Source organism: Nocardia sp. NBC_00565 (assembly GCF_036345915.1).
Classification (GTDB): Bacteria; Actinomycetota; Actinomycetes; order Mycobacteriales; family Mycobacteriaceae; genus Nocardia.
On record NZ_CP107785.1, the window covers coordinates 4,910,507 to 4,924,200 of the forward strand.

10 protein-coding genes are annotated in these 13,694 nt (G+C 66.6%); 4 read left to right on the forward strand and 6 right to left on the reverse strand.

The genetic code is table 11. From position 1 onward, the window contains the following. Window positions 1-80 precede the first annotated feature (80 nt). The 3 genes from OG874_RS23100 to OG874_RS23110 all read right to left on the reverse strand — a co-directional run bounded on the left by OG874_RS23100 (window position 81) and on the right by OG874_RS23110 (window position 4,395). Window positions 81-1,022, reverse strand: coding sequence for a hypothetical protein (locus OG874_RS23100; protein WP_330249237.1), 942 nt, complete (start codon window positions 1,020-1,022; stop codon window positions 81-83). Between the two features lie 238 nt (window positions 1,023-1,260). Beyond that, the gene (locus OG874_RS23105; RefSeq protein ID WP_330249238.1) at window positions 1,261-2,649 is read right to left on the reverse strand and encodes a hypothetical protein; all 1,389 of its coding nucleotides are present in this window, start codon (window positions 2,647-2,649) and stop codon (window positions 1,261-1,263) included. A gap of 144 nt (window positions 2,650-2,793) precedes the next feature. After that, complete coding sequence (locus tag OG874_RS23110; RefSeq protein WP_330249239.1) at window positions 2,794-4,395, reverse strand: PucR family transcriptional regulator; 1,602 nt, start codon at window positions 4,393-4,395, stop codon at window positions 2,794-2,796. Between the two features lie 142 nt (window positions 4,396-4,537). Here OG874_RS23110 and OG874_RS23115 point away from each other — a divergent pair, with 142 nt between their 5' ends. The 3 genes from OG874_RS23115 to OG874_RS23125 are packed head-to-tail and all read left to right on the forward strand — an operon-like array spanning window position 4,538 to window position 7,883. Further along, on the forward strand, window positions 4,538-6,028 hold the full coding sequence (locus tag OG874_RS23115) for a CoA-acylating methylmalonate-semialdehyde dehydrogenase (RefSeq protein WP_330249240.1): 1,491 nt from the start codon (window positions 4,538-4,540) through the stop codon (window positions 6,026-6,028). Window positions 6,029-6,055: 27 nt separating this feature from the next. Then, the gene (locus OG874_RS23120; protein WP_330249241.1) at window positions 6,056-7,423 is read left to right on the forward strand and encodes an aspartate aminotransferase family protein; all 1,368 of its coding nucleotides are present in this window, start codon (window positions 6,056-6,058) and stop codon (window positions 7,421-7,423) included. Window positions 7,424-7,472: 49 nt separating this feature from the next. Beyond that, window positions 7,473-7,883: a PPOX class F420-dependent oxidoreductase gene (locus OG874_RS23125; protein ID WP_330249242.1), complete on the forward strand. Its 411-nt coding sequence runs from the start codon at window positions 7,473-7,475 to the stop codon at window positions 7,881-7,883. A gap of 18 nt (window positions 7,884-7,901) precedes the next feature. On the opposite strand, the gene OG874_RS23130 is transcribed toward OG874_RS23125, so the two are convergent. The 3 genes from OG874_RS23130 to cobA form a co-directional block, all read right to left on the reverse strand. Continuing rightward, window positions 7,902-9,386 carry an MFS transporter gene (locus OG874_RS23130; RefSeq protein ID WP_330249243.1) on the reverse strand — a complete coding sequence of 495 codons (1,485 nt, stop codon included), beginning with the start codon at window positions 9,384-9,386 and terminating at the stop codon, window positions 7,902-7,904. Window positions 9,387-9,388: 2 nt separating this feature from the next. Next, on the reverse strand, window positions 9,389-10,918 hold the full coding sequence (locus OG874_RS23135; RefSeq protein ID WP_330257376.1) for an MFS transporter: 1,530 nt from the start codon (window positions 10,916-10,918) through the stop codon (window positions 9,389-9,391). 260 nt (window positions 10,919-11,178) lie between these two features. Continuing rightward, complete coding sequence (gene cobA / locus OG874_RS23140; RefSeq protein ID WP_330257377.1) at window positions 11,179-12,402, reverse strand: uroporphyrinogen-III C-methyltransferase; 1,224 nt, start codon at window positions 12,400-12,402, stop codon at window positions 11,179-11,181. Window positions 12,403-12,684: 282 nt separating this feature from the next. Between cobA and OG874_RS23145 the strand changes: the two genes are divergently transcribed. Further along, window positions 12,685-13,650: a poly(ethylene terephthalate) hydrolase family protein gene (locus OG874_RS23145; RefSeq protein WP_330249244.1), complete on the forward strand. Its 966-nt coding sequence runs from the start codon at window positions 12,685-12,687 to the stop codon at window positions 13,648-13,650. The last annotated feature ends 44 nt before the right edge of the window (window positions 13,651-13,694 follow it).

A 13,694-nucleotide genomic window follows, 5' to 3' on the forward strand; every position in this document is an offset into this window, starting at 1 on the left:
CTACCGATGCGGGCGCAGACCCAATGCATGCCGAACAGAGGCCGCCTTGTTGACCACGTGGAAGTGGCTTGGGGTGCGGCTCAGATGCGGGCGGCGGGGTGCCAGGTGCCGGCTCGGCGGGTGCGGTGGGCGACGGCGGCGGATCGGGCCAGGCGGGTGAGCCAGCTGGCCGGGGTGTCCAGGTCGGGCCAGGTCCAGCGGACGATGGTCCAGCCGAGGGCGCGCAAGGCGTCCTCGCGGCGCTTTTCGGCGATCACGATCGATTCGGGCGAACCGTGGGAGTTGTTGCGGTACTTGACCATTCCGTCGAATTCGCCGATGACGCCCAGGGTCGGGAACAGGAAGTCGACTCGGGCGACGTATCCGCCATTGATGTCCAGGATGGTCGACTGGAGCTCGGGTGCGGGCAGCCCGGCGTTGCGCAAGACGACCCGGCTTCGCGATTCACCGGGGCTCTCGGCGCGGCCGTCGAGGAACTCGATCACGCGGCGCGCGGCCGGACAACCCGGTCGGCCGTTCGCCCGCACCAGCTGCTCCGCCAGTTCGGCACGGGTAGTTCGCCTCAGGCGCATTGCGGCGTCACCGACCACGACAGCTTGTTCGAACGGCACGGTCCTGGCCAGGTCGACGATTGTGCGCGCCACCGTCGTCACCCGCAGATCGCCGATCCGCACCACCTCGTCCGACTCGATGGAGGCGGCGTGCATCATGACCCGGGTACCCGTGCGTGCCCCGGTTCTCCGATTGCGGGTCAAATGCACCCGCGCCAGCGGAATAGACCACACCGGCAGGTCGTGCACGACAGCCGCAGAGATGTGACTGACGACGGCAGCCGAGCTGGAGCCGGCGGCAACAGCACCGGTCAGCACTAGATGCCTTTGCGTAGAACTCATTTCGCCGATATCGAGTGCGCTCACATACCGCCCGCGGCACACCCGCTGCCACGGTCGCCTACTCAGCTCACGCCCGGTGAATCCAGCTTCCAGCGCCGCCTGCCGGGAAATAGTTCGAGGTAAGTCCACACCTCGATGCTGCCCAGCAACCCCACCCCGCCGAAAGCCCCAACCCGCGAATTGTGGACAACTCGCACCCTGTGCATAACTCCACGGTTATGTGGGCAGCCCAATACCGAGGCAGTCCGCTAGCGCGTGGCCGCCGCGAGTGCGGCGCGAACCTTGTCGGTGTCGGCTGGGGCCGCACCGTGCTCCCAGAACGGGAGGGCCGCGGCGTATCGCCGAAGCGACGCCCGCCACAAACGACTTACATCGATGACGAGGTGTTCGGAGAAATCTGGTCGTCGTCGTGCTGCCCGGCGCGGGCTGTCGTGATGGTGGCTGCCGCGGCCAGCCGAGCGTCTTCGACAGTGCGGCGGCCGAGTCCGCAGGCGGTGGCCACGCCGTACCCGGTGCGACCCGACGCTTGTTCGAACAGGGCCAAGGCATGGATGCTGTCGTCGACATCATCTGGGGAGACGACGCCGGCGATCAACTGCCAGTCTGGGTCCAACCGTCGCAAGGGGGTATAGAACTTCGGATTCAACGGGGCCGGATCGGCGCCATAGGCGCAGGGAATATGCACTGCAGGCAACGGTACTCCGCGTTTCCTCATCAGCCGCGCAGTGCGATTGAGCAGATTCACCGTCGGCGCGAGAGTGTGCGGGGTCAGCAGATTCTTGTGCTGATAATCGCCATAGCACAGGTGCAGTATGGTCGCCGCACCGATCTCATGGGTACGGATGAGGAAGCCGGCCAGCTGCCGGGCCAGTAGGGGAGCTAGCACTCGCTGCGCACGCAGCTGCTCTGCTTTGACCATGCCGAGCGTTGCGATAGGCGACTCCACCTGCCACACAATGCGGTCGCCGTACTGAGATGTCACCTCAGTCATCTCCTGCAGCACAGCTTCGACGAATACGGGCAGATGCCGAAGCGCCGCGATAACCACATTGCAGTGGCGAAGTGCCTGCCCCACGGGGAGGCCAAGGGAGACCGCCGCGCCGGCGAAGACGAACAAGGCGAGATCCAACGGGTTGGGTTGGCTGATTTGAACTCTCGTACCGACCAGCTCTGGACGGCTGCGCTGTAGCGACTCGAATTCGGATACGATCTCACCGATCCGCTCGGCCCGGCCCATCGACACATGATGCGGCTCGAGCGTGCAGCCGGGCCGCACACCATAGCTGCGCATGTCGCTGTAGTCGGCGAAATCACCCGCGCTGACGACTTCGAAGGCGTCGTCATGTTTTTCGCGGCTACGCAGGTAATCGACTACCCAATCCGAGTCCAGGTCGCGTGGCACCGCGGTCAACGGCCAACCCGCACTGTGGTCCGCAAACCATTGCAAGACCGCGAGGTCGCTCGTCATGAGCTCCCGGGGCAGGCTACCGACGAAGTGTGCGTATCTGGCCAACTTGGCTCCCTTCGACCAACGACGGCGAGCAACCGCCGAGCACTCTTCAAGAACTGATCCGATGTGCTGCATGGACACTTGTGCTGCATGGACGCTGCGTATCTTAGGTCCGGATGGTCCCATTCGCATTTTCCACCGATAGGAAGCTGGATCGCCTTGCTGACAGGCATTTTCATGGCGGTGGACGGCGGAACCGCCGGCCGAGCCGCACCGGTGGATTGGAGCGACGAGGTGTGGGTTCAACCCCCGTTCTCCGCGCCACCTGCGGGGATGGTCCAAACGTAGGACGCGTCGCGGTGAGTTTGATCCGATCTCACCGATCCGGTGCGCGAATTGGGTGGCATACCGGAACCCGAGGGCAGGCTAGGCCCTCGGGTTCTCCCCGCCCTACAGTTTCTCGGCGTTCGCGGACAGGTCGCGGATGAGCAGCGCGGTATGCAACGAGGTGCGGGATTCGCCGTCCTCGAGGTCGACGTCGAGGATCCGCTCGATGCGGGCCAGCCGGTCGTAGAGGGTCGGTCTGCTGATATTGAGCCGCTTGGCGAGTTCGGTCTTGTTGCCCGCGACATCGAGGAACTGCCGCAATGTGTGCGTCAGATCGGCGGCGTGCCGAATGTCGTAGCGCAGCAACGCACTCAGCTCCGTCTCGGCGAAGCTCTGCACACCGGGCTCATTGCGGATCAGCGAGAGTAGGCCGCGCAGCCGGACATCGCCGCTGCGATAGAAGGGCCGCGGCATCGACGGCTCCAGCGAGAGCGCAACCTCCGCGACGTGCGCCGCGTGCGCCAACTCGCGCGCGGTATCCAGCAGCGAATCCGCCTCGGCGCCAATGCCGATCACTACGCGATGCACCCCGTCCACCCGCCGCACCTCCGCCGTGATCGCCGAACACACCGCACGCAGGGTGTCCTCGAGATCGGCACTGCGCCCGACCGCGAGCACCATGCTGACCCGATCGCCGTGGTCGGCGGCGGTCAACGCGGTCGCCTTCGCCAGGCCGAGACCATGTGTCACCGCGTCCGACACGCCCGCGCTGCGACGCTGCCTGGCGACCTGATCGGATTCGGCGTGCGCGGCTACGTCGATCGCGAGCGGCACATAGTTCACCCGACGTGTCAAAAGACCCAGCGCCGCCGCCCTGGCCTGCGCGTCGCGCTCGTCGAGCACCCGGCCGTTGACCATATCGTCGATGAGTCCGGTCTGCGCCTGCCGGTGCAGACCGAAGCGGTCCTTGTCGATCATCCGGTGCAGTGTCAGCGTCTGGGCGGCGCGCTCGAGCACCATCCGCGCCCGCGGCGTCGGGACCCGGCTCGAGCGCAGGATGAGCCGGCCCCACCGCTGGGTGTGCGGGCCCACCGCGACCACATCCTCGCTGTCGGGCAGCAGTCGCGAGGTGGTCTCCCAGTTCTCCAGGATCGCCGAGGTGGTGGTGTGCCGGGCGGTCAGCGCCAGTACCCGGTGGGCCAGATCCTCGAGTACCACCGAGGCATCGAGCATGCCCGCGGCCGTCTTGACGATCTCGGCCAGCGAGGCCCGGCGCACACTCAACTCGGTGAACGTCTCGTGCACCGTGCGCGCGAACTCCAGTTCCGCGTATTGATCGGCCACGATCACCCGGTGCACCGCCTCGGTGATCTCCACGAACCGGGTGACACGCCGCAGCGCGATCACCGGCAATCCGAGTGCGTCGGCCGTCTCTGCGACGACCTGCGGCAACTCCGGCACGACCGCGCCGAGCTCGACGACCAGCCCGGCCACCCCGGCCGCGGCCAGCGAGGTCAAATAGGCGACCGTCGATTCGCTGCTACCGGCCAACGCCGATCCGGTGGTCAGCATCAGCTCCCCACCCACCAGCAACTCGGCGACGTCGGGCAGGTCACTGACGTGCACCCAGCGCACCGGCCGATCCAGCGATCCCCCACCGACGACCTGCGGCTCCCCCGCGCGCACCACCGGCATCGCCAGCACATCGGCAACGGAGAGCAACATCCGACGAATCGTAATACGAAATCCGAAATCGCGTACAGATCGTCGGACCAATACTGCGGATCCGTGGTGCAGAGTTAGGACCACAACAGCATCCCGGCGGCACCCGCGACCCAACGACGATCACGGATCGAATCGAGGAGATATGCAGACAATCGCGCACTGGCTCGACGGCAAGGCCTTCCCTGGCACCAGCGCGGCGACCGCGCCGGTGACGAATCCGGCGACCGGGGTGGTGACCGGACAGGTCGCGCTGGCCGATGTCGAGGACGCCAGGGCGGTGATCGAATCGGCCAAGGCGGCATTCCCGGACTGGCGCGATACCTCGCTGGCACGCCGCACACAGATCCTGTTCCGGTTCCGCGAACTGCTCAACGAGCGCAAGGAAGAACTGGCCAAGCTGATCACCGCCGAACACGGCAAGGTGCACTCCGATGCCCTCGGTGAGGTGACCCGCGGCCTCGAGGTGGTCGAATTCGCCTGTGGGGTGCCACATCTGATCAAGGGCGGATTCACCGAGAACGCCTCGACGAAGGTCGATATCTTCTCGATCCGCCAGCCGCTGGGCCCGGTCGCGGTGATCTCGCCGTTCAACTTCCCGGCCATGGTGCCGATGTGGTTCTTCCCGATCGCGATCGCTGCCGGAAATACCGTGGTGCTCAAGCCGAGTGAGAAGGATCCGTCGGCGGCGCTGTGGCTGGCCGAGCTGTGGCACGAAGCAGGTTTGCCCGCAGGGGTTTTCAATGTGCTGCAGGGCGATAAGGTCGCCGTCGACGAACTGCTGGACAATCCGAATATCAAGGCCGTCTCATTCGTCGGTTCGACGCCCATCGCGAAGTACGTCTACCAGCGCGGCACCGCCAACGGTAAGCGGGTACAGGCGCTCGGCGGCGCGAAGAACCACATGCTGGTCCTGCCCGATGCCGACCTGAACCTGGCCGCCGACGCCGCCGTGAACGCCGGCTTCGGCTCCGCGGGCGAGCGTTGCATGGCGATCAGCGTGGTACTCGCCGTCGGCACGGTCGGCGACGAACTGGTCGCCAAGATCACCGAGCGCGCCCAGACCATCAAGACCGGTGACGGCACCCGCGACACCGATATGGGCCCGTTGGTGACCCGCGAACACCGTGATCGCGTCGCCGCCTACATCGCTGCGGGCGAATCCGCCGGTGCCAGTGTCGTTCTCGATGGGCGCGGCATCCAGGCCGACGGCGAGGCGGACGGTTTCTGGCTCGGGCCAACGATTCTCGATCACGTCGGCACCGAGATGAGCGTCTACACCGACGAAATCTTCGGTCCGGTGCTGTCGGTCGTGCGCGTCGAGAGCTATGACGAGGCACTCGCGCTGATCAACTCGAATCCTTATGGCAACGGCACCGCGATCTTCACCAACGACGGCGGCGCGGCCCGGCGCTTCCACAATGAGGTGGAGGTCGGCATGGTCGGCATCAATGTGCCGATTCCGGTTCCGATGGCCTACTACAGCTTCGGTGGCTGGAAGAATTCGCTGTTCGGCGATTCGCATGCGCACGGCACCGAGGGCGTGCACTTCTTCACTCGGGGCAAGGCGGTCACCTCGCGTTGGCTCGATCCCAGCCACGGCGGGCTCGAGCTCGGCTTCCCCCAGAACAAGTAATCACGAGTCACGCAGGAGAACTCGCCGATGACCCTCCCGAATGGATTGACACCGGACGATGCGCGCCAGGCCGCGGCCCGCGCCTACGAGCTCGACCGCCGCCACGTATTCCACTCCTGGTCCGCACAGGCGCACCTCCAGCCGATGACGATCACCGCGAGCCAGGGCTGCTTTGTGTGGGACGGTGACGGCAACCGCCTGCTCGATTTCTCCTCGCAGCTGGTGAACACCAATATCGGCCATCAGCATCCGAAAGTCGTTGCCGCGGTGCAGGAGCAGGCGGCCAAACTGTGCACCGTCGCGCCGCAGCACGTCAACGACGCCCGCTCCGAGGCCGCCCGGCTCATTGCCGAGCGGACCCCGGGTGAGCTGAACAAGATCTTCTTCACCAATGGCGGCGCCGAAGCGGTCGAGCACGCGGTTCGCATGGCGCGCCTGCACACCGGCCGCTACAAGGTGCTCGCGCGCTACCGCTCCTACCACGGCGGCACCGAGACCGCGATCAATCTCACCGGCGACCCGCGGCGCTGGCCCAATGACCACGGCAACAGCGGCGTCGTCCACTTCTTCGGCCCGTTCCGCTACCGCTCGCAATTCCACGCGAGTACCGAAACCGAGGAAGCCGAGCGCGCTTTGGCGCATCTCGAGCAGACCATCGTGTTCGAGGGCCCGACCACGATCGCGGCCATCATCCTCGAATCCATCCCTGGCACAGCGGGAATCATGGTGCCGCCGCCCGGGTATATGGCGGGCGTCCGGGCGCTGTGCGACAAATACGGCATCATTTTCATTGCCGATGAGGTGATGGCGGGCTTCGGCCGGACCGGAAAGTGGTTCGCGATCGAGCATTTCGAGGGTGTGGTCCCCGATCTGCTGACCTTCGCCAAGGGCGTGAACTCCGGTTATGTGCCGCTCGGCGGCGTCGCCATCAGTCCGGCCATCGCCGCGACCTTCGACGATCGGCCGTATCCGGGCGGACTGACCTATTCGGGTCATCCGCTGGCGACGGCGGCCGCGGCCGCCACCATCACCGCGATGCGCGACGAACGCATCGTCGAGAACGCCGCCGAAATCGGTACCCAGGTCCTCGGTCCCGGACTGCGCGAACTCGCCGAACGCCACCCCAGCATCGGTGACGTGCGCGGTGCGGGCGTGTTCTGGGCGTTGGAACTCGTGCGGGACAAGCAAACCCGCGAACCCCTCGCCCCCTACGGCGGCACCAGTGCGGCGATGACCGAAACGGTCGCCGCCGCGAAGGCCGCGGGCCTGCTCCTGTTCGTCAACTTCAACCGGCTGCATGTGGTTCCGCCCTGCATCATCGACGAGGCGCAGACGAAGGAAGGCCTGGCCATCCTCGACCACGCGCTGACGATTGCCGACGGGTACGTGGACTGACCTCGCGCAACCGGGAATGCTCTTGATCGGCCGGGCGTTTCACCTGCGCATGACCAGTGCTGTGCTTTCCGATGAATTGAAGAAGTACCTGGACGAATCGAAGGTGTACGCGACCGCGGCCACGATCGGACCGAACGGGCAACCGCACCTGACCGTTATCTGGCTCAAACGCGACGGCGAGGACCTGCTGTTCTCCACGACAGTGGACCGGCAGCAGGGCAAGAACCTCGCCCGTGACCCGCGGATCACGGTGATGATCAACCCGCCCGAACAGCCGTACGTGTACGCGGAGATTCGCGGCACGGCCACCCTGACGCCCGATCCGGACAAGACACTCCCGAACGAGCTGTCGAACCACTACCACGGGCTGCCCTACGTCGAATTCAACCCCGCCTCCGTCAACGACGGACCGCGCGTGATCGTGCGAGTGACCCCACGCAAGGTAGCGGGCCGGCTGTGAACCGACGGCCGGGCGGGTTCACCCCTGCTCGGCCTCTTCGCGCGCGTGCTGCGCCTGGCCGACCTCGGCGGCGGTGTATCGCAACGTCAGCGCCACCAGGCCGACCAGCAGCGCAGCGATGGCGGTGACGAAAAGTACCAGCGTGTAACCACTTCCGAGTGCGTCCAGCTCGGCCGGTGTCATGCCCGCGGGTTTACCGATGCGACCGCCGAGCGACAGTGTGCGCGAGGCGGCGACCGGTGCGAGCAGACCGATCGCGACGGGCGTGCCCAAGTTCATGAACATCTGGCCGATCGCGGAGAGCGGGCCGATATGCTCCGGCGCGACGCCCACCAGCACGCACAGCGGGACCATCACCACGGCCACGCCGATGCCGAAACCGATGACGACGAACAGCACCAGCAGGGTCGGCAGATACTGGACGCCCCGATCCAGCGTCGAGCCGAACAGCAATCCGCCCACCATGATCGCCGCGGCGCCGCTCAACAACCAGCGCGGCGCGACCGTCATCGCCAGTTTCGACGCCAGCGCGGTGCCGATACCGGCGCCGATGGTGAACGGGATGAAGGCGACTCCGGCGATCAGCGGATCGTAGCCGACGACGTTCTGGACGAATAGACCGGCGAAATAGGTTGACGCGGCGAGCACTCCGCTGGCCAGGAAGATCGCGCCGAAGGTCGCCACCCGATCGCGTTGATCGAACAGCGACCAGGGTAGTAGTGGATTGTCCACCCATCGTTCGGCGAAGACGAAGACGATCAACAACACCAGACCCGCGACGATCGAACCGATGATGATCGGGCTGTCCCAACCGAATTCGGGCCCTTCGGTCGCACCGAACACCAGTGCCGCGCAGGCGAGGGTGCCGAGTACGGCCCCGCGCGCGTCCAGGGATAGTCGATGGTGGGTGGTGTCGCGGAGCCGGACCACCGCCCCGAACAGGATCAGCGCGCCGATCGGCACATTGATCAGGAAGATCCACCGCCAGCTCACCTGGGTGAGCGCACCGCCGATCACCAATCCGCCGACCGAGCCGACCGCCATCATCGAACCGAAGATCGCGATCGCTTGATTGCGCACCTTGCCGGGCGCGAAAGTGCTCGCCACCAAGGCGAGTGCGGTCGGGGCCGCGAGCGCCGCACCGGTGCCCTGGATGGCGCGGGCCGCGATCAGCATCCCCTCGTTCTGCGCGAGCCCGCACAGTAGCGAGGCCACCGTGAACAGCGCGACCCCCACGATGAACATGCGCTTGCGGCCGAAGCAGTCGCCGATCCGGCCGCCGAGCAGCATCAACCCGGCGAATGGCAGACCGTAGGCGGTGACCATCCAGGCGCTGCCGGAACTCGACAGATTCAGTTCGTCCTGGAGCCGGGGCAATGCGAGGATCACCACGGTGCCGTCGAGCACGACCATCAACTGCAGGCCGCTCAGCACGAGGATGGCGAGCCCGAAGGCCCGCTGCGTCACCGGATATGACGGCGTTGCAGAGGGCTTATCGGGCACGCTCACCTCCAGTATTCGGACCGGATCACCGGCATGGGCCCGGTCTGCTGGGTACGGAGCACCGGCATCGGCCCCGTCTGCTGCGCTTCCTCTTGCGCATGCTGGGCATGCGCCAGCTGTTCGGGCGTGAAGCGCAACACCAGCGCGATGAAGCCCGCCGCCACCGCGACGAGCGAGCAGACCGCGAGCACCAGCGTGTACCCGCTGCCCAACGCGAAGATCTCGACCTCGTTCATATCCGCCGCCTTCCCGGCCCGACCGCCCAGCGACATCGTGCGCGAGGTTGCGATCGGGGTGAGCAGACCGATGAACACCGGCGTAGCCAGGTTCATGAACATCTGCCCCACCGCCGAGAGCGGGCCGATATCGGACGGCGGCACATCGACGAGCACGCACAGCGGCGCGAGCACCATCGCCACACCGACACCGAAGCCGATCACGATCAACAGCGGCAGCAGGGTCGTCAGGTAGTTCACCCCGCCATCGAACTGCGATCCGACCAGCAACCCGGCGGACAGCACGAAGGCCGAGCTGCACAGCAGCCAGCGCGGTGCGATGATCAGCGCCGCCTTGGAGGCGAGTGCGCCACCGATGCCGATCCCCACGGTGAACGGAATCGAGGCGATACCCGCGACCAGCGGACCGTAGCCGAGCACGTTTTGCAGGAACTGCGCGACGAAGAAGGTCATCGCGCCGAGCACGCCACCGGCCAGGAAGATCAACAGGAAGGTCGCGACCCGATCGCCGCTGTCGAACAGCGACCACGGCAGCAGCGGATCATCGACCGTGCGTTCCACCACCACGAAGACGATGAGCAGCACCGCACCAGCCACCAGCGCGCCGATGATGATCGGACTGGTCCACCCCATTTCCGGTCCCTCGGTGGCACCGAACACGATGGCGGCACAGGCCACCGTGCCCAGCACCGCACCGCGCACATCGAGCGGAGAGCGGTGGTGTTCGGTATCCGCGAGTTGCGACAGCGCGCCGAGGATGATCAGCGCGCCGATCGGCACATTGATCAGGAAGATCCAGCGCCAGGACAGCTGGGTCAGCGCACCACCGACCACCAGCCCGCCGACGGATCCGATACCGACCATCGAGCCGACGATCGCGATCGCCTGATTGCGCGCCTTCCCGGGCGCGAAAGTGGTTGCCACCAGGGCGAATGCCGTCGGCGCCGCGATCGCCGCGCCCGCGCCCTGCACCGCACGCGCCGCGATCAGCATGGCCTGCCCCTGTGCCAGGCCACACAGCAGCGAGGCGACGGTGAACAGCGCGACACCCACGATCAGCATCCGCTTGCGTCCGAAGGCATCGCCCAGTCGCCCGCCGAGCAGCATCAGCCCGGCAAAGGTCAACCCGTAGGAGGTCACCGTCCACGCGGCCCCCGCGCTGGACATCCCCATCTCCTGCTGCAACCGCGGCAAGGCGAAGATCACCACCGTGCCGTCGAGCACAACCATCAGCTGGAGCCCGCTCAGTACGAGAATCGCGAGCCCGAAGGCCCGCTGCGTCACTGGATACTGCATCGCCGCAGCAGGTTTATCGAGCACGGTGAGCCACTGTAATTGATCCGGAATCCGCCACCCCGGCCGCGCGGCCGCGATTCGCCGAGTCATAGCAAATGTCACTGGATCTTGTGACATGTTCCAGTGCCCGGCTTCGAGTTGCCGAAGTACCAGCTAGCGCGTGGTTTCGGTGGTGCGCGCCTGCTACCCGCCCGGTCGAAATCGACCAGGCTCGGCGATCAGTAACAGAACTGGACGCTTGACATGGACGGCGCTACCGGTCAGTGGGACACGGCTTGCGGCGCGACCGAGAAGCCCGCGGTCGGGCCGATCACGACGATCGCGGGTGGGCGAATGCCCGCTTCGCGGACGCGGGCGGCGACGGTGCCGAGTTCGGCGCGCAGGACCCGCTGGGTGCGCAGGGTGCCTTCCTGGATGACCGTGGCCGGGGTGTCGACGGGGCGACCGCCATCGATGAGGGCGGTCGCGAACTGTTCGATGCGCTCCACCGCCATCATCAGCACGATGGTGCCGCGCAGGCGGGCCAGCGCGGGCCAGTCGACGAGGGAATCCGGGTGATCGGGGGCGACATGGCCGCTGACCACCACGAATTCATGGGTGACGCCGCGATGGGTCACCGGGATGCCCGCGGCGGCGGGGACGGAGATGGGACTGGTGATGCCGGGCACCACGGTCACCGGGACCCCCGCCTCCACGCAAGCCTCGAGCTCCTCGTAGCCACGGCCGAACACGTAGGGGTCACCGCCCTTGAGCCGCACCACGAACTTGCCCGCCTTCGCGCCCTCGACCAGCGCGGTATTGATCGCCTCCTGCGCCATCGCGCGCCCGTACGGAATCTTGGCCGCATCGATCACCTCGACATCGGGTCCGAGTTCGGCCAGTAATTCCGGCGGTGCGAGCCGGTCGGCGACAACGAGATTCGCGCGCCCCAGCAGGCGGCGACCGCGCACGGTGATCAGATCCGGATCGCCGGGCCCGCCGCCGACCAGCGCGACCCCCGGCGTGATCGGCGTCGAATCATCGGTCACCACACCCGATTGCAGCGCCTCGAGCAGTGCGTTGCGCACCGCCGCGGACCGCCGGTGCTGACCACCGGCCAGCACACCGAGCGTGAGGCCGTCGTAGCGGGCCGTCGCCGGGGTGACGGCGGTACCGAGCCTGGCCACGTCGGCCCGGACACAGAAGATCCGCCGCCGGGTGGCCTCCTCGACCACCGCGGCATTGGTCTCGGGTTCGTCGGTGCACGCGATCGCGTACCAGGCCCCATCGAGATCGCCATCGGCATAGGCGCGCAACGTCACAGCGAGTTGCCCCGACGCGGCCATCCCCTCCACGGCCGGAGTCACCTCCCGGCTGACCACATGCACATCCGCACCGGAGGCGATCAGCAGGCCGAGCCTGCGCTGTGCCACCGTCCCGCCCCCGACCACGACCACACGTCGCCCATCGAGATCTAGCCCGACCAGGTAGTTCGGGTCGCCCATTGGCTGTTCATCGGTGGGTACTGACGTGTTCGGCACAATGTTCGAGCCTACGTCCTGGGCTGCCGACCGCGGCAATCACCCGCCGCCGAAGTCGCCGAACACCCCGTCGCGACGCGGGCGACCGGGCACGATGAACGGCGGGCCGCACCCGGTCCACTGAGAACGGTATCTCGACTGGCTATCACAATGGACCGCCCGACCTGTGGCCGTTGATGCGACGGCGACGATCGTGCGCTCGGTGGTCTCTGCCTCTGACGTTTCCCGGTCCCTATACTTCGGCGCATGAAGGGCTGGGGTCGGATCGTTCGTGCGGCGGTATCGGTGGCGTTGATCGGTGTAGTTGCGACAGGCGGTGCCGCGCAAGCGAATCCGGCGCCGTATGTGCCCGCAACCGGCGTCGAGTCGACCTACTTCCAGCCGGGGCCGTGGGCGGTCACCGAGGAACTCGGGTTCGGGTGTTGTGACTCGACCGGAGCGAAGTACGACATCTGGTACCCGAGCGATCTGGGTGGGTCGCGGCATCCGATCGTGGTCTGGGGCGATGGCTCCGATGCGGTGCCGAGCCAATACGGCTATCTGCTGCGGCATTTGGCGTCGTGGGGCTTCGTCGTGGTCGCGACGGAGAACCAGCAGACCGGGTCGGGTGCCGACATTCTGTCGTCGCTGACTTATCTGCTGGAGCGTGCGCGCGATCCGTCCAGCGTCTTCTACGGCAAACTGGATGCTGCGGCGGTCGGCGCGCTGGGGCATTCACAAGGCGCGACAGGCGTTTTGAACGCGATGATCGCATCGGCCGGGGCGATCAAGACCGCGATTCCGTTCGAATTACCCGCGCAGGTCTTGTGCTCGTCCAACTGTGTCGACACCCGCAGCCTGACTTCGGGTTCGGTGTTCTTCGTGAACGGCTCAGCGGATGTGCCCATCTCACCGTCGGAGCAGCTGCTGCCGTGGCAGTTGAGCGGACTGCAATCGGATCGGGCGTACTACGAGGCGACTCCGGCGACAGTCCCGAAGGCATGGGGCACGCTGAACGGGCCGAACCACAACGACGTTCAGGGGCAGCCGGACTGCGCACAGGCCTCCTTCCCCTGTACCACCGGCGTCTACGGCTACCTCGGCTACCCGACTGCATGGTTGCTGGCCGAGCTGCGCGGCGACGTCGCCGCCAGGAACGCCTTCGTCGCGGGCACCGGCGCATTCCTCGCCTCGTCGCCGAACTGGAGCAACCAGACCAGCACGGTGCACTGACGCGACGAACTGTCCGTAGCGCAGCACGCACTGACGTACGGTTC

Bases quoted from the DNA above. Each gene is read 5' to 3' on its own strand.
- OG874_RS23120 (WP_330249241.1), top strand. From the start codon at position 6,056: ATGACCCTCCCGAATGGATTGACACCGGACGATGCGCGCCAGGCCGCG.
- cobA (WP_330257377.1), bottom strand. From the start codon at position 12,402: ATGGGCGACCCGAACTACCTGGTCGGGCTAGATCTCGATGGGCGACGT.
- OG874_RS23110 (WP_330249239.1), bottom strand. From the start codon at position 4,395: ATGTTGCTCTCCGTTGCCGATGTGCTGGCGATGCCGGTGGTGCGCGCG.
- OG874_RS23125 (WP_330249242.1), top strand. From the start codon at position 7,473: ATGACCAGTGCTGTGCTTTCCGATGAATTGAAGAAGTACCTGGACGAA.
- OG874_RS23135 (WP_330257376.1), bottom strand. From the start codon at position 10,918: ATGCAGTATCCAGTGACGCAGCGGGCCTTCGGGCTCGCGATTCTCGTA.
- OG874_RS23115 (WP_330249240.1), top strand. From the start codon at position 4,538: ATGCAGACAATCGCGCACTGGCTCGACGGCAAGGCCTTCCCTGGCACC.
- OG874_RS23145 (WP_330249244.1), top strand. From the start codon at position 12,685: ATGAAGGGCTGGGGTCGGATCGTTCGTGCGGCGGTATCGGTGGCGTTG.